We start from the raw sequence: 21,659 nt of genomic DNA on the forward strand, positions 1-21,659 counted from the left end.
CGAAGCGCGTCCGGTTGGGCGGCGGTGGGAGACGGGCGGGCATGATGACCGCATGTCGGAACACGCGGTCGTGGTGGGCGGCGGTATCGCCGGGTTGGCGACGGCCGTCGCGCTGCGGCGCCGCTCGTGGCAGGTGACCGTGCTGGAGCGGAAACCGTCGGTCTCCGAGATCGGTGCCGGGATCACGCTGTGGCCCAACGCGCTGCGGGCACTCGACGCGCTCGGACTCGGTGAGCGCATCCGTCACCTCGGGCTGGTACAGGCCGCGGGCGGGATCCGCGACAGTCACGGCCGGTGGCTGACCCGCACCGACACCGACGCGCTCGCCGCCCGGTTCGGCGACGGCATCGTGATCGTCGAACGCGGCGAACTGCTGGCGACGCTGCGGGAGGCGTGTCGCGACGTCCGGATTCGCACGTCCTCGGAGGTGCGGGCCGTCGAGCGGGACCCGGCCGGGCGGGATTCGGACGCGGTGGTGCGACTCGGCGACGGCGAGTCGGTCCGTGGCGATGTGGTGGTCGGCGCCGACGGAGTGTGGAGCGCCGTGCGCGGGTCGCTCTGGCCCCGTGCCAGGGTGCGTTCGACCGGCACGGTCGCCGCCCGGCTGATCGGCCACGTGTCCGAGCCGGAAGACGTGCGGGGCGGCGAGTCCTGGGGCCGCGGCGACTACGCCGGGATCGCGCCGTTGGCCGACGGGCGGCGCTACGCGTATCTGGCCGTTCCCGTCTCCGCGGGCGTACCCGACGACCCCGGTGAGGCGCTGGCGTGGTTCCGCCACCGGTTTGCCTCGTGGCACGCGCCGTTGCCGGAGCTGCTCGCCGACATCGAACCGTCGCAACTGCTGGTCAACGAGCTGGTCGACCTCGCCCCGCTGCCGACCCTGACCCGCGGACGGGTCGCACTGGTCGGCGACGCGGCACACGCCATGGCACCCAACCTCGGCCAGGGCGCGTGCCAGGCACTCGAGGACGCCGTCGAACTCGCGAGCGCCCTCGCCGCAACCGATGGCGACACGGCCGAGCGACTGCGGGCCTACGAGCGAAGGCGGCTGCGCCGCGTGCATCGGGTGGCCCGCCGCTCCCGCAGCGCGGGAATCGCGGCCGGTCTGCGTGGCCGCGCGACGACCACGGCCCGGAACGTGCTGGCCGGCGCCGTCCCCGGCGCCCTGACACTCCGCGCCTTCGACGCCACCCTGGACTGGACACCGCCCTGAGGACTCGCCGAACACGTGGTGGAGCAGTCACAGGCTGGGATGTCTCAGGCTTCGGGAGAGCGGCTGGACGGTCGTCGGGTGTCCTTCCGGATCGAGCCGCTCGATCCAGGCGCGTCACCGGGCCAGGCGATGCCCAGGTCCTCGGCGAATCCGGTGGCGATGCGCTCGAGGACGTCCCGTTGAGTGCGCAACAGCTGGTTCTCGACGCGCAGCCATTCCAGTTCGGCGCGTTCGTCGTCGTTCGGTTGTGGCCCGCGGGAGCGCCGGCCCTCGTACTCGGTCATGGCTGCAGCTTTCGCCGTGGTCAGCGGAGCGGGTCGAACTCGTGGAGCGCGTCCAGCCGTTTTCCGGTGACGATCTGCTCGGCGAGCAGCCGCCCGGTCGCAGGGCCCTGCGTCAGGCCCCACATGCCATGGCCTCCCGCCGCGTACACGCCCGGTGCGTTCGTCGCACCGATCACGGGTTTGCCGTCGTGGGTGACCGGGCGGGCGCCCACCCATTCGTCGCGGCGTTCCTCCCACCGGACCCCGGTCAGCAGCGGGCGGGCGGATTCGACGACGGCGTCGATCCGCGCGGGGTCGAGCGCGTCGTCCACGTGGCGGAACTCCATGGTCCCCGCAACCCGCAGCGCACCCTGATAAGGCGTGCAGGCGACGCGGATTCCCGGCAGGTACACCGGACCGGTCACCGGCTCGTCGGTAGGAACGGTGAACGAATAGCCACGACCGGCACGGACCGGCACGCGGATCCCGAACCGGCGACCGAGCCGGCCGAACCATGCGCCACCCGCCAGGACGGCGACGTGCGCCGACACCGTGGCCGACGACGTCGACGCCACCGTCACGGCGTGATCGTGGGGCCGCACGTCGACCACGTCGAAGCCGTCGCGGATGACACCGCCCCGCTCGCGCACCGCGTCGGCGAGCCTGCCGGCGAACTCGCCGGGGTCGAGGTAGCGCTGCCCGTCGAGGCGGATGCCTTCGCCGAGCCGGCCGGACGCCTGCGGCAGCCGGTCCCGCAGCTCGCCGACGCTCAACCGCTGGTAGGAGACGTCCTGGCCGGCGTCGCCGAGCCGGTCGAACTCGTCGATCAGCGCGGTGGCCTGGTCGTGGTTCTCGAACGCGGCGGTGATCGGGGCCTGCACCGCTCCGGTCTCCACGCCGCCTGCGGAGAGGGTGTCGTAGGCCTTCAGGCTCTCGACGTTGAGCGGCAGGTTCGCGCGGGCCACGCGGTCCCAGCCGCTCCTGGTGCAGCGCGCGGCGAAGCGGAGCAGGAACCGCCAGAGCGCCGGATCTACCCTGGCAGGCACGTGCAGCGGCGCCGCGCGGTCGAACAACGAGCGCAGCCCGTAGCGGAGCACACCGGGGTCGTTGAGCGGCAGCGCCAGTCCGGGCGAGAGCCAGCCCGCGTTGCCCCAGGACGACCCCGCGGCCACACCCCGACGATCGACGACGGTCACCTCGACCCCGTGTTCCTGCAGGAACCAGGCGGTCGACAACCCGACCACGCCCGCGCCGACGACGACCGCCGTCCGCGGCTGATCCGAGCTGCCCGCGACGTTGAGCATGAGTACCTTCCCGTGTCCGGTTCCACTCCCGTGAGCATGACCGAACCGGGCCGCCACCAGGTTGTACGAACTCAACAACCTCGGCTGGCGGGATTGTTCGGATCAGCCAGCGTACGATCGGCTCATCCGGGCGCGCCCCGGCGAATTCGTGCAGGGCTGGTCGTGGATGGTCAGGCTGGATCGCCTCATCAACGTGCTGGGCGGCTACGACGTGCGCGCCGCGGGCCACAACCGGGACAGGGACGCCGAGCTGCACAGCGTGGCGATGCACGACCCGGCGGGCGACGGTCCGGTCCTGGGCGACGCGCTGCTGGCGGTCGGCGTCCCCGACGGCGCCCGCGCCCTCGAGCTGGGGCGCGCCGCGCAGGCCAGGGCCGTACTGATCAGGGCCGACGGTGACCTCGACGAGGACGTCGTCGGCGCCGCGCGGTCCGCCGGGATCTGCCTGTTGCTGGTGCCCGCGGACGTGTAGTGGAGCCAGGTGGCCGGCGTCGTGTACGGCCTGGTGCTGGAGGGGCGGGAAACCGAAGCGGGCCGCGGGCCGAGCGACCTGTTCACCCTCGCCGACAGCATCGCCGCCGGGGTCGGCGGACCGGTGACCATCGAGGACCAGCTCTCCCGGGTCATGGCCTACTCGAGCGTCCAGCACGACACCGACGCGGCCCGGCTCGACACGATCCTCGGCAGGCGGGTGCCGGAACGGGTGCGGGCGCTGTTCGACGAGCGCGGCGTGTTCAGCCATCTGGCGATGTCCGACGAACCGCTTCACGTCACCGGCGCCCCGGAACACGGCTTGCAGGACCGCACCGTCGTCGCGGTGCGCGCGGGCCGTGAGCTGCTGGGATCGCTGTGGGTCACCTGCGACGGCCCGCTCGACCCGGTCCGCACGCGGGTGCTCGCCGACGGCGCCCACACGGTGGCGCTGCATCTGCTGCGCTCCCGGGTGAGCGCCGACCTGGAACGGCAGGTCGAGTCGGAACTGGTGATCGAGCTACTGGAGGGCACGCCGGACGCGGCCGCCCTCATCGGCAAACTCGGCCTTCCGCCCCGGCGGCACCGTGTCATCGCGCTGCAGGCGCACACGGCGGCCGAGCGCAACGCCGCGATTCTGCTCGCGTTCGAACGGGCCACCACCGGTTTCGGCTGGTCGCGCCCCGGCAGGACGACGCTGTTCGGCAACACCGTCTACACCGTGCTTCCCTGCGACGACGATCCCGCACCCGCGCTCAACTGGTTGCATGAGCTCGCGCAGGGCTTGCCCCGCCACGCCAGTCTCGCCGCGGGCGTCGGCGGCCCCGCCGAGCCCGGCGAGATCCCGGCGAGCAGACAGGAGGCCGACGAAAGCCTCGCCCTGCACGCGACCCGCGCCGAGGGTGAGCCGGTGTGCTACGACGAAGCCTGGGACGAGATTCTGCTGCAGCGTCTCCGAACCGCGGCCACGGCGGGACGAATGCCCTCGCGCGGTCCGATCGCACACCTCGCCCGGCACGACGATGCACACGGGACACGGTTGCTGTCCACACTCCACGCGTGGCTCGAAGCGCAGGGCGACCTGAACGTCGCGGCCGACCACCTCGACGTCCACCCCAACACCGTCCGCAACCGCCTGCGCAAGATGTCCGAACTCGCCGATCTGCGCCTCGACGAACCACGCAAACGCCTCGCGATGCTGATCACCCTCGCCATCGGCGAACCCGAGCGATAAGCCCCGCATGTCCTGCACTCAGCCCCGCGTGTCCTGCGTTCAGGCACGCGTGTCCTGCACTCAGCCCCGCGTGTTCTGCGTTCAGGCCATCCCAAGCTGCCGGGGGCCGATCAAGCGACGTCGGCTGGAAGCGCCGTTTCCTTAATCTGGTGAAGAGTGCCGACGATGTACTCGACGTGTTCGGAAGGGAATGCGACGTCGATGCCGGTCGGCGCGTAGTCGGTGTACGGCGCCTCGTACAGCCGCCGAGGTTCGACAACGCCGTTCGAGGTCAGTTCGTCGATGATCATGCTGACGATACGGATCTGTTGTGCGGTGAACCGTTCGTCGTCGAGGTAGTTGGCGAATGCCTCCTGGGCTGCGACCCGGTCGAGACCGACCAGGGAGCGGATGAACAAGCCGAGACCACCGGTGCGCTCCGCGATGGCCGTGAGTTCGGAGGAGTCACCGACGCCGCAGGACAGCAGGATCTCTTCGAGTGCCGCGAGGTCTTCGCCGGTGAGCTGGCGGTTCCTCCGCAGCCGCTGGAGGGCGACGTGGTCCTCGTGCTGTTCGAGGCACGCCAGCACCTTGGCTCGGAAACGTTCCTGGTTGATCCCGGGCGTCGTACCGGGCAGGGCAACCTCGGTGGGCGCGACGAGCTCGTCGGTGAAGTCGGCATACACCGGGTCACGCCTGGTCGGTTCCACAAGGCGAACGAGGCCACGCAACCGCTGCCGTGCCTGTTCCAGCATGGGCAGGGTGACGTCGACCCACCAGCGGTCCCCGGCGACCGCTTCGACGAGTTCGCGCTGCTCGGCAACGGAGGGCACGCTCCGGATCATGCGCACGAGGGAGTCGGCGAGTTCCTGAACCTTCTCGCGCAGGCGTTCGGCCGTAGCCGTGTCACCTTCGAGCTGGGCGAGTTCGCGGCGCAGCATGAGCAGGTCGAAGCGCTTGGCGTACTCGTCGGAGTCAAGGTTGGCGGACGGCAGGCAGCCCAGTTCGCGTACGGCCGTGCGGTCCTGTTCGGACAACGCGGATTCCCACACGCTCCACGTTGCGAACCGCTCCACGGCTTGCCGGTGCGGCCGGACGAGCACGTTGTCGGGATTCATGCCGGCGACGAACTCGTGCAACGTGCGGGCTGCGCGCTCGCGCACGTCGGGAGCATGGTGCTGCTGGTCGAGGGCGCCGATGATGTCGAGTCGTGCTTCGAAGAGTTTCTGCGTCAGCGACTTCTGCACCGCGGCTTCGGGTGCGGGCATGTTCTGGCTGAAGAACTCGAGGTTTCCGCAGAAGTCGAAGACGTAGAAGTTCTCCTTGTCCCTGCCTGGGCCGAAGAGGTCCGGGTGCAGGCGGGTGCCACGGCCGATCATCTGCCAGAACTTGGACGCGGTCCACACCTGTTTGAAGAACACGAGGTTGACGACCTCGGGGACGTCGATGCCGGTGTCGAGCATGTCGACGGAGATCGCGATGTGCGGGGCTTTGTCGGCCTGGGAGAAGTCGTCGAGGAGGCTTTGCGCGTATTCGGTCCGGTGGGTGATGACGCGGGCGAACTGTCCGGCGTGTTCGGGCCACTGTTCGTCGAAGCGCTGTTGGATGAACTCGGCGTGGCGCTGGTTGTTGGCGAAAATGATGGTCTTGCCGAGCCGGTCGCCGCCTGCGACCTTGTGGCCGTCCGTCATGAGCGTGGAGAGCACCTTGTCGACGGTGTCTTTGTTGAACAGGAACCGGTTGACTTCCTGGGCGTCGATCTCCGTGGGGGCGGCCTCGTCCTCGCCCCAGTCGAGCGCGTCCCACTCGTCCTGTTCTTCTTGGGACAGGTCTCCGTAGCGAATGCCCTGCCGCATGAACTTCGTGCCGAGTGACATGCCTTTCGGCGGCACGAGCCAGCCGTCGGCGACGGCCTCTTCGAGCGGGTAGCCGTCGGTGGGCACGCCGTCTTCGAGGTTGAACAGGCGGTAGGTACTGCGGTTGACGTCGTCCTTGGGCGTGGCGGTGAGGCCGAGTAGCAGGCTGTCGAACCATTCGAAGATGGCGCCGTACTTGGCGAACACCGACCGGTGGGCTTCGTCGATCACGACGAGGTCGAAGTAGCCGGGGCCGTACTTTCCGCCCCCTCCGAACTCGTTGATCAGGTTGAGCATGGTCGGGTACGTGGACACGCACACGTGCGCGTTGGTGTTCCGCTCCGTCAGCAGGTTGACAACGGGCACCGAGGGCAGTTGCTGTTTGAAGACGTTGACGGCCTGCGTGACAAGTGCCGTGCGGTCGGCTAGGAACAGGACTCGCTTCACCCAGTTGGCCTTGATCAGCTGGTCGACGAGCGCGACGACGGTACGGGTCTTGCCGGAACCGGTCGCCATGGCAAGCAGTGCCTGACGCTGTTTGGCTTCGAACGTCGCGCCGACGGCCTTGATCGCACGTTCCTGGTATGGACGTCCCGCGATGTCACGGTTGATCGGCGCGGCTGCGAGCGGTTTGCGGGTGTGCCGGCGTTGGATGAGCAGTTCGAGTTCGTCGCGGGTGTAGAAGCCGTGGATCTGCCGGGGTGGGTAGCCGGCGGCGTCGTCCCAGATCCAGTGTTCGTAGCCGTTGGTGTAGAAGATGACGGGGCGGCGGCCGAACTGGGTTTCGAGGCAGTCGGCGTAGAGCTTGGCCTGGTTGCGGCCGACTTCGGCGCTCTTGTTGGTGCGTTTGGCTTCGATGACGGCCAGGGGCAGGCCGTCTTCGCCCCACAGCACGTAGTCGACGTAGCCGCGGCCCCCGTCAGGCGGCATGCCGGTGACGGGGTACTCGCGGTCGTGGTCGTCGTCGAGTGCCCACCCGGCTTCGTCGAGCACGTGGTCGATGAGCAACTCGCGGGTGCCGGCCTCGTCGTATTGCCGGTCGTCGATGGCGACGTTGGCGGCTTGCGCAGCGTAGATCTGTTGTTGGAGCTCGGCGATCTCCGCTTCGTGTTTCGCGAGAAGTTCTTCCTTCTCGGCCAGTTCCTTGGCGCGTTCGGCGTCCTGCTCGGCGAGTTTCTCTTCGAGTTGCCGAACCTGGTCGTGAGACAGCGGCGCCGCTCTGGCCGCGAGCTGCGGATCGAAGGTGGCCTCGACCGGTGCGGCCTGCGGCTGGGGCGAGTGGTGGAACGCCGCCCACACCATGACGTGGTGCAGCTCACGGAGGACGGCGCCGGCTGTTTCCGGCCGGACGGCGCGGGTTTCGTGGACGGCTGCGTTGCCGGCCCGTCGGATGAGGTCGAGCTTCTTCGAGATCGCCTGTCCGGTGAGTGTTGTGAACGCGGCGTCGTGGAGGCGGGCGTTCAGGTCCTTACCGCGCGGCGTCTTGAGGTCGCGCACGTCGAAGAGGTGCTTGACCAGCCGCTCGATTGCGCGGCGACTGTAGAAGCATGCGGAACGTGGGTCGGTGGCGAGGTACGACTCCGCCTGGGTGCAATCGTCGTGGACGACCGGCAACGCGACCCCGACGAAGTCGAAGTTCCCCATCTTCTAGAGCTCCCCCCGGAACGCCCGCGCCTGCAGCGACTCGAAGAGTTCATTATCCGCGTCCAGCGCCCGCTGCACAACCGCCCGCTGGGCGTTCACTTGCTCGACGCGAGCTGCGAACTCACGTTGGCGGTCCATCGATGGAAGTGGAACCATGACGGCACCCAGTACTGCCTGGTTCACCTTGTGCGTACCGTTGGTCGTCCTCGCGGCAGCTTCAATCTGATGACGAATATTCGATTGTTTCCACGCAGCTTCAAGATATTCTGCGTTCACCTTATCCAGCTTGAGCCGAGCAGCTATTACCGTGTCAGGAAAAACCAAATCATGTCGACTTGACGACGGATGAACACCCACGCCAACCAAGGACCTGTTGCCATTTCCGCGACAAATTAGAAAATCGCGCTCGTCGATTCTAGTAGTCTCGCTAGGCCGAGCCCCGAACTTGGCTGACTTTCGAGCGGAAGGATCAAACCGCCCCTGGGTCACAGACGCCAAGGTCAGCACGGTCCCCTCAACGTTGCCGCGCGTCGATGGGGACACGCCACTCCGCATAAAGTCAACCACGGAAGCGAACTCGTGGAGGGCAATATCAGCACGGCCGAACATGTCGTGGAAGATGGATTGCGTGAGGGTGTCGAGGTGGTCGAGGAGCTGGCGACGCTTGGCGCGGATCGCGTCAGCCTGGTCGAGAATCCCGGCAATCCGCCGCTGCTCATCGATCGAAACCAGCGGAACCTGAAAAGTCTTCAGAACTTCCGGACTAAGCCGCGGCAAATTTGCACCAGTTGCTCGCGAAGAAGCATGGTCGACCATATGCGGGGTTGTTAAAAACAACGCCAAGTATCGTCGGTCGAGTTCTACGCTAGGGCGAATGGGAAGTATGTCGGTGCTACAGACGCCCGAATAGCTCGGAGTGGCCACCTTGCCGAGATTGGGTCGAAGCTTGCCAAATAGAACATGATCCGGTGTAAATAAATGCTTCGCACTAGTAAGGCCCGCCTCGACAACCGTGCCGTTTCCGATAATTCTCCCACCTCGCTCGATATGCTCCAATCCCAAATATGGCGTACTCGGAGGCAAAGATGAGGGAGAGGCTGTCTTCCGGTCGATTTCAGCAATGTCTCCAAGAGAACAGAATTTCATCCCAGCATCGCCTTCAGTTCTGCCATCTCCTTGGCGATCTCGTCATTGAGCTGTTCGATGTCGGCGATGATCTCCTGCGGTGCTCGGTGCTCCACTTCCTCGCGGACGACCTCCTTGTAGCGGTTGATCGAGAGGTCATAGCCGTGAGCCGCGACGTCCTCCTTGGGCACGGTGAAGGACTTCTCCGTGCGGGCGCGGTCCCGCTCGGTGGTGGTGCGGAGCTTCCAGCGTTCCAGCACATCGGGCAGGTCGTTGGCCTCGATCGGCTGCCGTTTGTCGTCCAGCGAACGCCCGTCGGCCTCCACGTCGTAGAACCACACGTGGTCCGTGCCGCCGTCGTCGGTCTTGGTGAAGCAGAGAATTGCGGTCGACACTCCCGCGTATGGCTTGAACACACCGGAGGGCAGCTTCACGACGGCATCGAGCTTCTGGTTCTCGACCAGCGTCTTACGCAGCTCCTTGTGCGCCTTCGACGAGTTGAACAACACGCCGTCCGGCACGATCACGGCCGCCCTGCCTCCTGGCTTGAGCAGCTTCAGGAACAGCGCCAAAAACAGCAGCTCGGTCTTCTTGGTCTTGACGACCCGTTGCAGGTCCTTGGATGTGGTCTCGTAGTCCAGCGAGCCCGCAAACGGCGGGTTGGCAAGGATCAACGAGTACTTCCCGCTGTCCTCACTCGCACCCTCGGAGAGCGAGTCCCGGTAACGGATGTCGGGCGCCTCGATGCCGTGTTGGAGCAGGTTCATACTGCCGATACGGAGCATCGTCGAGTCGAAGTCGTAGCCGTGGAACATCGACCGGTGGAAGTGTGTGCGCTTTTCCTCGTCGTACAGCGCATCACCATGCTGCTCGCGAATGTGTTCGCCAGCGGCCACCAGGAAGCCGGCCGTGCCGCACGCCGGGTCGCAGATCTCGTCGCCGGGCTGCGGCTCCATCATCTCGACGATCGCCTCGATGATGTGACGCGGCGTCCGGAACTGGCCGTTCGTACCCGCGCTGGCGATCTTGGAGAGCAGGTACTCGTAGAGGTCGCCGTTGGTGTCGCGGTTCTCCATCGGGATGTCGTCGAGCATGCCGACGACCTTCGTCAGCAATGCAGGCGTCGGGATGGTGAACCGGGCGTCCTTCATGTGGTCGGAGTACGTGGAGCGGTCGCCGTCCGGGGACTGGCCCAGTTTCCGGAGGAACGGGAACGCCTGCTCCGAGACCACCTCGAACATGGCGGCCGGGTCGTCGTTCTTGAACCGCTTCCAGCGCAGGTGCTCCTGCTCGGGCAGGAAGGTCGGGTTCTCGATCGGCTCGCCCAGGCCCCTGGCCTTGCTCTCCTGCAGCGTCTGCAGGTCGTCGAGCCGCCGCAAGAACAGCAGGTAGGTGATCTGCTCGATCACCTCCAGCGGGTTGGAGATCCCGCCGGACCAGAACGTGTCCCATACCCGGTCGACCTTGCTCTTCAGCTCACCCGTAATCACAGCACGCAACTCTAGTGACCCCCTCCGTCAAGCGTCGGCAGGTGGGATTCGCAGCGAGTCCCGCTCGCGTTACACGACCAGCCGTCGCGGGTCCGTCCGCAGATCAGCTACAACCCCGCTACGAGCTGCACCCCGTCGTGCGCGCGCGTGTGCGGCTGCGTGTCGAACGCGTCGTGGACGCGGATCGCGAAGGCCGGGCTCATGGATCGGGTGACCTCGTCACGGTCCATCCAGCGGACTTCGCGCGCCTCGTCGGTCTGCGCGACGAGGTCGCCGCCGGGGCTGCAACGGAACACGAGCGCAACGATGCCGCGACTGAGGTTCTTGTAGACGCCGGTCAGCCGCTCCACCTCGACCGTCATGCCGGTCTCCTCGGCGACCTCACGACGCACGCCATCCTCGAACGACTCCCCCAGCTCGAGCACGCCACCGGGCATCTCCCAGCGCCCGTTGTCGCGGCGACGGATCACCAGCACACGGTCGTCGGAATCGACGACAACGCCGGCGACGCTGACCGAGTGCTTCGGCATCTCACCCATCGCATCTCCTGCCCTGTCGCCGGCGCAGCTGTTCATGGTTCGTCCGACCGTGTGCCAGACTAGAACACACCTAGACGCCTGCAGGAGAGCCGCCATGCTGCAACTTGGCGACATCGACCGATCCGACCCGCGACCGCCATACCAGCAGATCGCGGGCATGCTGCGTTCGGCGATCGAGTCCGGCACTCTCGAACCCGGGGCCAAACTGCCGTCCGAAGCAGCGTTGATGGAGAACTTCGGCGTGGCTCGCATGACAGCCCGGCAGGCGATACAAGAGCTCCGCGGCGAAGGCCTCGTCATCCCCGAACACGGTCGGGGCGTATTCGTCCGGCCGATGCCACCGGTTCGACGGCTCGCGTCCGACCGCTTCGCCCGCAGACACCGCGATGCCGGAAAGGCCGCCTTCATCGCCGAAGCCGACAAGGCCGGCTATCAACCCGGCGTCGACCGGATCGAGATCTCCCGGACAACCGCCACCGAAACCATCGCGGAGCGGTTGCGCTTGACGGCCGGCGACGAGGTCCTCGTCCGTGACCGTCGCTACCTGGCGAACGGACGTCCCGTGGAGATCGCGACGTCGTACCTCCCGGTCGATATCGCCGATGGAACACCGATCGAGGAACCCGACCCGGGGCCCGGCGGAATCTACGCGCGCCTCGAAGAGGCAGGGCACACGCTCGCCCGCTTCAGCGAGGAAGTCGGCGCCCGAATGCCGACGCCGGACGAGCGAACAGCGCTGGAGATCGGACCCGGCATCCCTGTGCTGACCGTTGTCAGAACCGCCTACGACGTCAACGACCTCGCCGTAGAGGTATGCGACACGGTGAAGGTCGCACCCGCCTACTTACTCGAATACGACGTCCCGGCCCAGTAAAGGCGTTCGCAAAAGCAACCACTCACATAAGCCGACTTGCAACTCCTCTAGACGTCTAGAACAGTGGTGGCGACCCTGCGGGTGGCGCCGATACGTCGGCAGCGCCCGCTCAAACCAGAACCCGTAACGGACCGATTCCTATGACAGCTGCAGAGGCGGCCACTCGCCGGAAGCTCTTCACCACATGGTTTCGCTGCTCAGCGGACGGCAACGACCACGCGGTCGAGGACGAGTCCTTCGCCACGGGCAGGGCTCGTGGAGCAGGCGAATACCGCGCCATCTGCGGCCACACCGTCACGGCATCGGCAGCGATCCTGCCGAACGGTCCGCGCTGTTCGAGGTGCCGTGCGGTGCTCAACGGCCAGGAAGACCACAACTCTCCTCGGCGCGACAAGCACTCCGGCCGGCCCGGGATCGTGCGCCGCTTGCTTGCCCGTGCCATCCCTACTCCGGCCGGGGTCCCGTCCTACCTCCGCCCGCGGCGTGCCCCGTGGCCGGAACCCGACCCCGGTGGGAGCGAGCTGCCCACCCCCTCCGCGCTCGCTCCCACCGGATTCCACGGGACGGAGGCAGGGCGATGACGGACGGCGTGATGCTCGCGCGGCCGATCCCCGGACTGGTGAACGCGTCCCAGCGGGTCAGTCACGTGTTCCCGATCCCCGCCACCCCGGCACCTCCACGCCGGATCACCGCCCTCTGCGGCGCGTCGTTCGGCCCAGGCCAACTGGAACGGCTCGACAACCCCTCGGGCATGCCCTGCGAGCGCTGCCTGACCACGTCACCCCAGGGAGCCCGGAACCCCGGCCTGCCGACAGCACGCCTGGATGCGATCGAACGCACCCTCCATCAGATGCAGGTCCAGATCAACGGCATCAAGACAGCCCTCGCCGCAACCCTCGGCGAACACCACGACCACGACGAAGTCCGGAGGAAGGACAGCGATGGCCTCCCATGAAGAAACCCTGGCAGCGCTGCACACGGCGTCAGGCAGATGCCACGAGATCCAAGGCGGCATCCTCGCCCAAACCCAAGAAGTGGACAGCATCGTGCAGCAGCTTCTGGCTGCGCTCGGCAACACCGAGGCAGGCACCATGCTCCACGGCCAAGCAGCTCAGGCCACAGAAGCCCTTGGAACTGCCATGGCAGCGACGGCGCAGCTCAAGGAGGGCGTCGACGCCACATTGCAGCGATTTCAAGGCTGAGAACAGCCAGCCAAGCACGCCGCCACCTTCGACTACGCACGACGAATACCGAAACCCCCACGGCGACCGATATCCGGCCGAAGCCGTCCCTGTCCATGAGCACCTCCCACGCCGAGTGCGCCGAGGCGAGCGCAATCCTCGCGTCGTCGCCTACCCCGAACTCGACGGCCGCGCGCTCGGACACATCACGCCCAACCGTGACGACCCGTGGACCGCCGAGGTACGGAATGAGATGCGTAAGCGAGACATCCCGGACGCAGTCACACGTCGACTGGCCCACCACGTTGAAATGAAGGCAGCCACGATGATGATCAAGCTTGGGGAACGAAACGGGAAGCTCACCCTGAACCACGCTCCCTGCGGGTCCGAACCCGGCGCGACGGGCGGCTGTCACGAATACCTGCCGGCTATCCTCCCGACGGGGTTTTCGCTGACCGTGCTCGGCACAGACGTCGACGGCAAGCCATTCAAGCGCACCTACAAGGGGACAGCCTCATGAACAATCTCCTCGACCTGACGGGCTTTCGTGTCGACGACGTGCCCGACGTGAGCCGGTTCATTGACCGAGTTCGCGAGTTCGCTGCAGGAGACCTGGAGGCCGCCCACTTCTGGGTCGTCGCGGCCGGACCGACCGACGTGCGCCACGAAGACCACGTCGAACTCGAATTCGGTGTCAGCACGGCACCCGGTGTCGCTGCACTGACTTTCGGTCAGCGCGACGGCCAGTACGTCCCGGCAGGCGGCACCAACGAGGACGAAGTCGACTACCAGCTCGCCGGTCTGCACCCTTCGTACCTACCGCCCGGGGCGGAGGTCCCGCTCCCCGACATGCTCACCGCGCTGGAAGAGTTCCTCCGCACCCATCAGCGCCCCACCAGCATCACGTGGGTTCCCGCCGACTGAACGTTCCCGGCAGCGGCTTCGCTCCTCACGCACGCCACGCCCGCGTTTCTGACACCGCCGACCGAGTACCTCGGATCAGACCGAGTGCATCCGTTCGCGGGCCTGGCGGTAGGACTCGCGCGCCGGTCGCATCGTCGCCGGATCGCCGGCGGGCAGGCTGGTGCGAACGACGTCCCAGGGTGGCGGCTCCTCCGCACCGGACAACGCCCAGGCCGCTTGCCGTGCGGCGCCGATGGCGACGTACTCGTCCCACTCGGGGACTTCCACGTCGGCGTCGAACAGGGCCGGGGCGACGTGCTGCACCGCAGGCGAGCGGGCGGCACCGCCGGTCAGCAGCACGCGGTTGATCGTCACGCCGTGTTCGCGCAGGTGGTCCAGACCGTCGGCCAGCCCGCAGAGCATGCCCTCCACCGCGGCCCGGGCCATGTTGGCCTGCGTCATGTTGGTGATGCGCAGCCCGGTGATCGTGCCCGCGGCGTCCGGGAGGTTCGGGGTGCGCTCACCCTCGAGGTACGGCAACAACGTCAGCCCGCCGGCTCCGGGCTCGGCCTGCACGGCGAGCCGGTTCAGCCCGTCGAGATCGGTACCGAGCAGCTCGGCGGTGCTGCTGAGTACGCGCGCCGCGTTGAGGGTGCACACCAACGGCAGGAACCGGCCCGTGGCATCGCAGAAGCCGGCGATGTCCCCACCCGGGTCGGAAACGGGCTGCTGCCCGATGGCGAAGACCGTGCCGGAGGTGCCGAGCGAGACCACGACGTCACCCGGTCCGATGCCCAGTCCGAGGGCCGCGCCCATGTTGTCGCCGGTGCCCGGCCCGACGACGAGACCGTCGGCGGTGGTGGCCACCGGTTCGGCCGGTCCGCACACCCGCGGCAGGTGCGGCACCGAGCCGAACGCGCGCTCGACCAGGTCCTCGCGGTAGCGGCTCGAGCGGGGCGACCAGTACCCGGTTCCGGAGGCGTCTCCCCGATCGGTGGTGACGCGGGCGGGATCGCCGCTGCCCGCCAACCGCCACGTCAGGTAGTCGTGCGGCAGGCACACCGCCGCGGTGCGCGCAGCCGACTCGGGATCGGACTCGGCCAGCCACCGCAGTTTGGCCACGGTGAACGAGGCGCGCGGCACAATCCCGACCGCCTCGGCCCACTGCTGCGGACCGAGTTCGGCGACGAGCTCCTCGGCCGCCGCGGCGGGTGCGAGGTCGTTCCACAGCGACGCCGTGCGCACGACCTCGCCGCCTTCGTCGAGGCAGACCAGCCCGTGCTGCTGGCCCGCCACCGACACCGCGGCGACGTCGTCGAGGCCCCCGGCCCGGTCGACGGCGGTCTGCAGTGCCGTCCACCAGTGCCGGGGATCCACCTGGGTTCCCGAGGGGTGCTCGGCGTGACCCTCACGCACCGGCGCACCGGTCTCGGCGTCACGCACGAGCACCTTGCAGGATTGCGTCGACGAATCGACACCCGCGACGAGAGGCATGGTCAGCGCGCTCCCATGAGGTGCTCCACGGCCAACTGCTGCAGGCGCGCGTTGGCCGCGCCCCGCTGGGCCGCCTCCTCCACGTCGAGTTCCTCGGAGAGGACACCGGTGACCGTCTCGCCCTTGTCCAAAGTGGGCACCGACAGCTGGTCCACACGGGCGGCCTTGCGCGCTTCGGCCACCTCGGGGTCCGCGCGGAACTGCCGCGCCCGCTCGCGCAGCGTCAAGTAGGTGCGCATGTTGGCGCGCGCGCTCTCCCACACGCCCGCCTTGTCCTCGGTGCGCAGCGGCTTGTAGTCGAAGTGACGGGGACCGTCGTAACCGCCGTTCTCCAACAGGTCGACGAGGAAGAACGCGTTGATCAGGTCGCCGTGCCCGAACACGAGGTCCTGGTCGTAGCGCGGCCCGTGCTGACCGTTGAGGTCGATGTGGAACAACTTGCCCTGCCACAACGCCTGGGCGTAGCCGTGGACGGCGTTGAGCCCGGCCATCTGCTCGTGGCCGACCTCGGGATTGACCCCGACCATCTCGGGGTGGTCCAGCGTCTGGATGAACGCCAGGGCATGCCCGATGGTCGGGAGCAGGATGTCGCCGCGCGGCTCGTTCGGCTTGGGTTCCACGGCGAAGCGCAGCTGGTAGCCCTGCTCCTTGACGTAGTGCGTCAGGGCGTTGAGGCCCTCGCGGTAGCGCTCCAGGGCTGCGGCCGGATCGTAGGCGGCTTCGGCCTCCGAACCCTCACGGCCGCCCCAGAACACGTAGGTCTGCGCGCCCAGTTCGGCGGCCAGGTCGATGTTGCGCGCCACCTTGCGCAGGGCGAAGCGCCGCACGTCCCGGTCCTTGGCGGTCAGCGCGCCGTCCTTGAACACCGGGTGCCCGAACAGGTTGGTCGTCGCGGTCGGCACGACCAGGCCCGTCTCCGCCAGCGCCTTGCGGAACCGCTCGATGATCGCGGTGCGTTCCGCGGCCGGCGTGCCGAACGGGATCAGGTCGTCGTCGTGGAACGTGATCCCGTACGCGCCGATGTCGGCCAGTCCGTGCACCGCCTCCACGGGGTCGAGACGGTCGCGGGTCGGGGCGCCGAACGGGTCGTCGGCCCGCCAGCCGATCGTCCACAGGCCGAAGGCGAAGCGGTCCTGGGGCGTGGGGGTCAGGTCCATGATGTCTCCTCGTGTCGGGTTGGAATCGGGTTGGAAGGGAAACGCGGTCGTGCTCAGCTCGCCCGCGTCAGCGTGGTGCGGTCCATGTCCTCGAGCGTGCGCCCCTTGGTCTCGGGCACCCACTTGAAGACGAACCACACCGACACGGCCGCGAACGCGGTGTAGCCGAGGTAGGTCATCGACAGGTTGATCTCGGACAGCGGCGGGAACGAGGCGGTGATGGCGAAGTTCGCCAGCCACTGGGCGGCGGCGGCCACCGCCAGCGCCGGAGCGCGGAAGCGGTTCGGGAACATCTCGCCCAGCAGCACCCAGACGACCGGACCCCACGAGATGGCGAAGAAGAACACGAACACGTGCGCGGCGATCAGTGCCATCGGGCCGTAGGGGTCGGCCAGGTTCGGCTCACCGTCCACTGTGCTCGCATGACTGAAGGCGTAGGTGGCGACGGCCAGCATGATCGCCATGCCTGCCGAGCCGGTCATCAGCAGCCGGCGGCGGCCGACCCGGTCCAGCAGTACCAGCGCGATGAGGGTGCCGACGATGTTGAAGATCTGGGTGGACAAGCTCAGCAACAGGGAATCGGACTCGTCGATCCCGACCGACTGCCACAGCGCCGACGAGTAGTAGAAGATGACGTTGATCCCGACGAACTGTTGCAGCACGGACAGGACGACGCCGACCCAGACGATCGGGAGCAGGCCCGTGCGCCTGGTGCGCAGGTCCCGCACCTGCGGCCGGTGGTCGTTGGCCACGGATTCCCGGATCTCGGCGAGCCGTGCGTTGACGTCGCCGCCTTCGGTGGTGCTGAGGACCTCGTGGGCGCTGTAGATGCGTCCGCGAGCAACCAAGTATCGGGGCGATTCGGGGATGGTGAAGGCGAGCGCGCCGTAGAGGACCGCCGGGACGGCCTCGACGGCCAGCATCCACTGCCACGCGTCGAGCCCCAGCAGTGATTCCTCGGAGCCGCCCGCGGCGCCGGCGATGATCCAGTTGACGACCTGGGAGATCGCGATTCCCAGCACGATGGCCAGCTGCTGCAGCGAGCCGAGGCGCCCTCGGCTGCCGGCCGGGGAGATCTCGGCGATGTAGGCGGGTGCGATCACCGAGGCCATGCCGACCGCGACACCGCCGATGAGCCGCCAGAACGTGAAGTCCCAGACCGTCAGCGGCAGTGCCGAGCCGATCGCGCTGAGCAGGAACAGCACGGCGGCGGTGCGCATCGTCGCCAGTCGGCCGTACCGGTCGGCCAGCGTTCCGGCGCTCCACGCCCCGAGCGCCGAACCGATCAGCGCCGTCGCCACGGCCAGTCCGGTGACGACGGAACCGATCTCGAACTCGCTCTGAATGGCGGTGACGGCCCCGTTGATCACGGCGGTGTCGTAACCGAAGAGAAAACCACCGAGCGCGGCCACCACGGCGAAGTGCGCTGTGCGTAGCGAGTGGGAACCGGGGCCCGAACCCGGCGGATGCGCGGCGGAATGGACGGACATCAATGCTCCATTGCAGTGGGGAAACGAGCCCTCCGACGGGTTGGTAAGGATCGTATACTTACCAACCACTGTCAAGGTCGGAGCCGCCTGCTACCGAGCCGATGGGCGCAGATCACCATGGACCGTGGTGCTCGCGGCCGGTCACGGCCGCGCAGGCCACACGAGGAGGTTTCGCAGCATGGCCGATCCGCGGACGGTCCGGCAGATGAACCGGCAGCAGCTGCTCGAGCTGTTCAGCGACGGGCGCCCCCGCTCGCGCGCGGCGGTGGCCCGCACCACCGGCCTGACCAAGCCCTCGGTGGCATCGATCGTCGACGGCCTGCTGGAGGAGGAGCTGCTGATCCCCGCAGGCGTGGGCGAAGCCGGTGTGGTCGGCGGCCGTAAGCCGAACCTCGTGGTGTTCAACCCGGACGCGCGCGCCTACGTCGGCGTGCACCTGGGCGTGCAGCGCAGCTCGGTAGCGGTGGCCGACGCGCTCGGCCGGACCCTCGTGCAGGCGGCCGTGCCCAGCGCGGTCGGCGACCCCGCGGCCGGTGTGCGGGAGCTGGGGCCGCTGGTCCGCGGGGCGGCCGAACAGGCGGGCGTGCCCGTCGAGCGGATCACTTCGATCGGGGTCTCGGTCGCCGGCCTGGTCGACCACCGCACCGGCCACTGTCTGCTCGCGCCGAACCTGGACTGGCACGACGTGCCGTTGCGGGAGTGGGTCGAGGAGCTGTTCGGTGTCCCGGCGGTGATCTACAACGAAGCCCACGCCGGTGCGCTGGCCGAACAACGCTTCGGCTGGGGCAACGGAGTCGCCAACTTCGTCCGGATCATGGTGAGCGAGGGCATCGGCGCCGGGGTCGTGCTCGATTCCCGGCTGTTCGCGGGGGCCGCCGGAATCGGCGGGGAGATCGGCCACTGCCGAGTCGAGGACGACGGCAGGCGGTGCGCCTGCGGCAACATCGGCTGCCTCGAGAGCGTGGCCTCGCAACCCGCGATCCTGCAGTCGGCACGCGAGGCCGCCGAAGTCGCGGCCACCGACGTCGCGCCCACCTGCGACATCGACGACGTGCTGACGGCCGCCGCGTGCGGTGACACCGCGGCGGTGACCGCGGTGGAGCGCGCCGGAACCGCACTGGGGCGCGGGATCGGCTACCTGCTCAACGTGCTCAATCCCGACCTCGTCGTCCTCGGCGGCGCGGTCGCCGGTGTCGGCGACGTACTGTGGCGCCCGCTGGAACAGGCCGTTCGGCGCTCGTCACTGTCGCAGTCCGCCTGCCGCCTGACGGCGAGCTCACTGACCAGCGCCGAGCTCGACGGCGCCGTACTGCTGGCCCGCGAAACCGTCGCCCTGTGAGCAACTGTCGCCTGTGGAGGAGCGTGGCGTCACCCGGCTGATGACGACTCCGGACGTGCTGTTTCCGGAAGCCGCAGGTTCACCTCATCGGAACGCGACGATCTCGCTTCCACTGTGGCACACTGGAACGTATGTTCGGATACGGCGCGTCGTGGGGCGGTCCAGGCGCAGCGCACGACCGGAGTCGTAGGCTTGGCCACGTGCAGGACACCGGGGATGACACCGAGCGTGCGGCGCTGGTTGCGCTGCTACGCGCACGCCCGGGTGGCGAGAACTGGCGTAGTCTGACCGAGGACGTCGCGACGCGGTCGAGCGCATTGGCAGTGTGGAACGAGCGCTGCCCCGCCGAGCTGTTCCCCACGCCTCAGGGACCCCACGAGCAGCTGTCGGCCGCCGCACGTGACATCGCCGCGTGGCGAGCCGAAGGCCTCGGCTTCATGACGTTCCTGGACTGCGACTTCCCGGCGCAGCTACGGGAGATCCACGAGGTCCCGCCCGTGCTGTTCCATCGAGGAAAGCTCGTGCCTGACGACGTCGGCATGTCGGTGGTCGGGTCGCGGAAGGCCTCCCATCGGGGCCTGGATATCGCCCGCGCGATCACCCAGGGACTCGTACAACGAGACATCACCGTCATCTCGGGACTGGCGCACGGTATCGACACCGCCGCTCACACGCAGGCGCTGGAAGACGGCGGGCGGACGGTCGCGATCATCGGAACCGGCATTCGCCGCAGCTACCCTTCCGACAACGCACCGCTCCAGCAGCAGATCGCCACACAGGGGCTGGTCATGTCCCAGTTCTGGCCCGATGCCGCTCCCACCAAACACAGCTTTCCGATGCGTAACGCGGTCATGTCCGGCTACGGACGGGCCACGATCATCGTCGAGGCCGGCGAGTACAGCGGCGCCCGCATCCAGGCACGCCAGGCCGTCGCCCACGGCCGCACCGTGATCCTCACCGACCATGTTGTCGAGACCAACGCCTGGGCCCGCGCCCTCGTGGACCGCCCCGGCGTACATGTGGCCAGGGGGACGGCGGACGTGATGTCGAAGGCCGAGGACATCGCAGCGGCGGACCGCGACATCGACGAGCTGATCGCGCTCACAGCTGCGCAGTGACCGACTCCCAACTCACGACGCGTCTTGTCCGGCGAGTCCGGACGCAGGTCGGCGGATTCTTCAGCAATACACTCCGCGGAGCTGCCGGCGTCTGCACGGCGTGCACCGGCCCGGCAACCTCTGGTCTCTGTCCTCAGTGCCGCAACGCGCGCACGACTCACGGACGCCACCTGGCCGACCTTGTCGTCCCGCTGGCCTACGCACAAGGCAGAAGGAACCCCCGCCACCAGTCTGAACACCACATGTACATGTACAAGAGGTCCCCACCCGCGCCGAAGTGCGTGCAGGACCTCAAGCTCATGATGGCCGCCGCCACAGCCGTACACGGCCCCTGTATCGCTCGCGAGACCGGGTGGTGGGACGCCCTGACCTTTGTGCCGTCCGGGAACCATCCCGGCCCCACGCACCCGGTGGTGAACCTTGCCCGCCAGGTCGTCACGCCGGACAAGGCGCCTACACGGATACTTCTCGAACCGGGTCCCGGCTACGAGGAACCGCCGGACCGCACGCCACGACAGGATCGGTTCCGACTCTCCGACACGTTCGAGGGCGCGGTTTCCGGGGGCCACGTCCTGGTCGTGGACGACACCTGGGTTTCCGGAGACAAGGGACAGTCGGCGGCGCTGACTTTGAAGGCTGCAGGTGCCTCGACGGTGACCGTGCTCTGCGTCGCACGGTGGCTGCGGGCCGACTGGCCCGACCACGAGGAGCTGATCACCAAGCTCGAGCAGCCGTACGATCCGCTCTGCTGCCCGGTCAGCGGCGGTACGTGCGACTAGCGACGACCGGACAGCACGCCGGGCCGGGAGCTCGGATTATGCCCACTCAGGTCACGACGTGCTCACGGCGGTAACGCATCACCTGCCGACTGGCGATGAGCTCAGAGTCTGCATCCATAGCGCCGGCTCCGTCCCCGGCGCCACACATGTCCACTCAGGAGCTCCTGTCCTGCCCGTCGTTCCGGAAAGGGAGACGCATGCTCAAG

General features: G+C 68.0%; 18 protein-coding genes and 1 pseudogene. 10 read left to right on the plus strand and 9 right to left on the minus strand.

The window, feature by feature from the left end:
• Positions 1-52: 52 nt before the first annotated feature.
• Positions 53-1,213 carry an FAD-dependent oxidoreductase gene (locus LY13_RS15380; protein WP_253829131.1) on the plus strand — a complete coding sequence of 387 codons (1,161 nt, stop codon included), beginning with the start codon at positions 53-55 and terminating at the stop codon, positions 1,211-1,213.
• 44 nt (positions 1,214-1,257) lie between these two features.
• Here the strand turns inward: LY13_RS15380 and LY13_RS15385 are convergent, their stop codons facing one another.
• Together LY13_RS15385 and LY13_RS15390 are read right to left on the minus strand one after the other, a co-directional pair.
• Positions 1,258-1,497 (minus strand): hypothetical protein, encoded by a 240-nt coding sequence (locus LY13_RS15385; protein ID WP_253829132.1) that lies wholly within the window; start codon positions 1,495-1,497, stop codon positions 1,258-1,260.
• Positions 1,498-1,517: 20 nt separating this feature from the next.
• Positions 1,518-2,780, minus strand: coding sequence for an NAD(P)/FAD-dependent oxidoreductase (locus LY13_RS15390; protein ID WP_253829133.1), 1,263 nt, complete (start codon positions 2,778-2,780; stop codon positions 1,518-1,520).
• A 166-nt stretch (positions 2,781-2,946) separates the two neighbouring features.
• On the opposite strand from LY13_RS15390, the pseudogene LY13_RS15395 reads away from it, so the two are divergent.
• Positions 2,947-4,485: pseudogene (locus tag LY13_RS15395) on the plus strand (PucR family transcriptional regulator).
• Between the two features lie 110 nt (positions 4,486-4,595).
• Here LY13_RS15395 and LY13_RS15400 read toward each other — a convergent pair.
• The 4 genes from LY13_RS15400 to LY13_RS15415 all read right to left on the minus strand — a co-directional run bounded on the left by LY13_RS15400 (position 4,596) and on the right by LY13_RS15415 (position 11,304).
• Entirely contained in the window at positions 4,596-7,964 is a 3,369-nt protein-coding gene (locus tag LY13_RS15400) for a DEAD/DEAH box helicase family protein (RefSeq protein ID WP_253829134.1), read from the minus strand.
• A gap of 3 nt (positions 7,965-7,967) precedes the next feature.
• Positions 7,968-9,110, minus strand: coding sequence for a restriction endonuclease subunit S (locus tag LY13_RS15405; RefSeq protein ID WP_253829135.1), 1,143 nt, complete (start codon positions 9,108-9,110; stop codon positions 7,968-7,970).
• Positions 9,107-10,579 carry a class I SAM-dependent DNA methyltransferase gene (locus LY13_RS15410; RefSeq protein ID WP_253829137.1) on the minus strand — a complete coding sequence of 491 codons (1,473 nt, stop codon included), beginning with the start codon at positions 10,577-10,579 and terminating at the stop codon, positions 9,107-9,109. Before LY13_RS15410 ends, LY13_RS15405 begins: the two co-directional genes overlap by 4 nt.
• Positions 10,580-10,686: 107 nt before the next feature.
• Positions 10,687-11,304: an NUDIX hydrolase gene (locus LY13_RS15415; protein WP_253829139.1), complete on the minus strand. Its 618-nt coding sequence runs from the start codon at positions 11,302-11,304 to the stop codon at positions 10,687-10,689.
• Between LY13_RS15415 and LY13_RS15420 the strand changes: the two genes are divergently transcribed.
• The 5 genes from LY13_RS15420 to LY13_RS15440 all read left to right on the plus strand — a co-directional run bounded on the left by LY13_RS15420 (position 11,276) and on the right by LY13_RS15440 (position 14,097).
• Positions 11,276-11,992, plus strand: a complete 717-nt coding sequence (locus LY13_RS15420) for a GntR family transcriptional regulator (protein ID WP_253829141.1) — start codon at positions 11,276-11,278, stop codon at positions 11,990-11,992. The genes LY13_RS15415 and LY13_RS15420 overlap by 29 nt on opposite strands.
• A gap of 577 nt (positions 11,993-12,569) precedes the next feature.
• Complete coding sequence (locus tag LY13_RS26005; protein WP_308216341.1) at positions 12,570-12,947, plus strand: hypothetical protein; 378 nt, start codon at positions 12,570-12,572, stop codon at positions 12,945-12,947.
• Positions 12,934-13,194, plus strand: coding sequence for a hypothetical protein (locus LY13_RS15430; RefSeq protein WP_253829142.1), 261 nt, complete (start codon positions 12,934-12,936; stop codon positions 13,192-13,194). Before LY13_RS26005 ends, LY13_RS15430 begins: the two co-directional genes overlap by 14 nt.
• A gap of 115 nt (positions 13,195-13,309) precedes the next feature.
• On the plus strand, positions 13,310-13,693 hold the full coding sequence (locus LY13_RS15435; RefSeq protein ID WP_253829144.1) for a DddA-like double-stranded DNA deaminase toxin: 384 nt from the start codon (positions 13,310-13,312) through the stop codon (positions 13,691-13,693).
• Positions 13,690-14,097 carry an Imm1 family immunity protein gene (locus LY13_RS15440; RefSeq protein ID WP_253829145.1) on the plus strand — a complete coding sequence of 136 codons (408 nt, stop codon included), beginning with the start codon at positions 13,690-13,692 and terminating at the stop codon, positions 14,095-14,097. The genes LY13_RS15435 and LY13_RS15440 overlap by 4 nt, the downstream gene beginning before the upstream one ends.
• Before the next feature lie 75 nt (positions 14,098-14,172).
• On the opposite strand, the gene xylB is transcribed toward LY13_RS15440, so the two are convergent.
• The 3 genes from xylB to LY13_RS15455 are packed head-to-tail and all read right to left on the minus strand — an operon-like array spanning position 14,173 to position 18,217.
• Complete coding sequence (gene xylB / locus LY13_RS15445) at positions 14,173-15,570, minus strand: xylulokinase (RefSeq protein ID WP_253829146.1); 1,398 nt, start codon at positions 15,568-15,570, stop codon at positions 14,173-14,175.
• 2 nt (positions 15,571-15,572) lie between these two features.
• The gene (gene xylA, locus LY13_RS15450) at positions 15,573-16,727 is read right to left on the minus strand and encodes a xylose isomerase (RefSeq protein WP_253829147.1); all 1,155 of its coding nucleotides are present in this window, start codon (positions 16,725-16,727) and stop codon (positions 15,573-15,575) included.
• Positions 16,728-16,780: 53 nt separating this feature from the next.
• Positions 16,781-18,217 carry a sugar porter family MFS transporter gene (locus LY13_RS15455; RefSeq protein WP_253829148.1) on the minus strand — a complete coding sequence of 479 codons (1,437 nt, stop codon included), beginning with the start codon at positions 18,215-18,217 and terminating at the stop codon, positions 16,781-16,783.
• Between the two features lie 178 nt (positions 18,218-18,395).
• Here LY13_RS15455 and LY13_RS15460 point away from each other — a divergent pair, with 178 nt between their 5' ends.
• The 3 genes from LY13_RS15460 (at position 18,396) to LY13_RS15470 (ending at position 21,453) form a co-directional block, all read left to right on the plus strand.
• Positions 18,396-19,556 (plus strand): ROK family protein, encoded by a 1,161-nt coding sequence (locus tag LY13_RS15460; RefSeq protein ID WP_253829150.1) that lies wholly within the window; start codon positions 18,396-18,398, stop codon positions 19,554-19,556.
• 200 nt (positions 19,557-19,756) lie between these two features.
• On the plus strand, positions 19,757-20,674 hold the full coding sequence (locus tag LY13_RS15465; RefSeq protein WP_253829151.1) for a DNA-processing protein DprA: 918 nt from the start codon (positions 19,757-19,759) through the stop codon (positions 20,672-20,674).
• A gap of 248 nt (positions 20,675-20,922) precedes the next feature.
• Positions 20,923-21,453: a hypothetical protein gene (locus LY13_RS15470; RefSeq protein ID WP_253829152.1), complete on the plus strand. Its 531-nt coding sequence runs from the start codon at positions 20,923-20,925 to the stop codon at positions 21,451-21,453.
• The last annotated feature ends 206 nt before the right edge of the window (positions 21,454-21,659 follow it).

Source organism: Prauserella aidingensis (genome assembly GCF_024171865.1).
GTDB classification, from domain to species: domain Bacteria; phylum Actinomycetota; class Actinomycetes; order Mycobacteriales; family Pseudonocardiaceae; genus Prauserella; species Prauserella aidingensis.

What these genes read in the sequence shown, in the direction of transcription:
- LY13_RS15380 (WP_253829131.1), top strand. Translation starts at nt 53, where the DNA reads ATGTCGGAACACGCGGTCGTGGTGGGCGGCGGTATCGCCGGGTTGGCG.
- LY13_RS15385 (WP_253829132.1), bottom strand. Translation starts at nt 1,497, where the DNA reads ATGACCGAGTACGAGGGCCGGCGCTCCCGCGGGCCACAACCGAACGAC.
- LY13_RS15390 (WP_253829133.1), bottom strand. Translation starts at nt 2,780, where the DNA reads ATGCTCAACGTCGCGGGCAGCTCGGATCAGCCGCGGACGGCGGTCGTC.
- LY13_RS15400 (WP_253829134.1), bottom strand. Translation starts at nt 7,964, where the DNA reads ATGGGGAACTTCGACTTCGTCGGGGTCGCGTTGCCGGTCGTCCACGAC.
- LY13_RS15405 (WP_253829135.1), bottom strand. Translation starts at nt 9,110, where the DNA reads ATGAAATTCTGTTCTCTTGGAGACATTGCTGAAATCGACCGGAAGACA.
- LY13_RS15420 (WP_253829141.1), top strand. Translation starts at nt 11,276, where the DNA reads ATGCTGCGTTCGGCGATCGAGTCCGGCACTCTCGAACCCGGGGCCAAA.
- LY13_RS26005 (WP_308216341.1), top strand. Translation starts at nt 12,570, where the DNA reads ATGACGGACGGCGTGATGCTCGCGCGGCCGATCCCCGGACTGGTGAAC.
- LY13_RS15430 (WP_253829142.1), top strand. Translation starts at nt 12,934, where the DNA reads ATGGCCTCCCATGAAGAAACCCTGGCAGCGCTGCACACGGCGTCAGGC.
- LY13_RS15440 (WP_253829145.1), top strand. Translation starts at nt 13,690, where the DNA reads ATGAACAATCTCCTCGACCTGACGGGCTTTCGTGTCGACGACGTGCCC.
- xylB (WP_253829146.1), bottom strand. Translation starts at nt 15,570, where the DNA reads ATGCCTCTCGTCGCGGGTGTCGATTCGTCGACGCAATCCTGCAAGGTG.
- xylA (WP_253829147.1), bottom strand. Translation starts at nt 16,727, where the DNA reads ATGGACCTGACCCCCACGCCCCAGGACCGCTTCGCCTTCGGCCTGTGG.
- LY13_RS15455 (WP_253829148.1), bottom strand. Translation starts at nt 18,217, where the DNA reads ATGTCCGTCCATTCCGCCGCGCATCCGCCGGGTTCGGGCCCCGGTTCC.
- LY13_RS15460 (WP_253829150.1), top strand. Translation starts at nt 18,396, where the DNA reads ATGGCCGATCCGCGGACGGTCCGGCAGATGAACCGGCAGCAGCTGCTC.
- LY13_RS15470 (WP_253829152.1), top strand. Translation starts at nt 20,923, where the DNA reads ATGTACAAGAGGTCCCCACCCGCGCCGAAGTGCGTGCAGGACCTCAAG.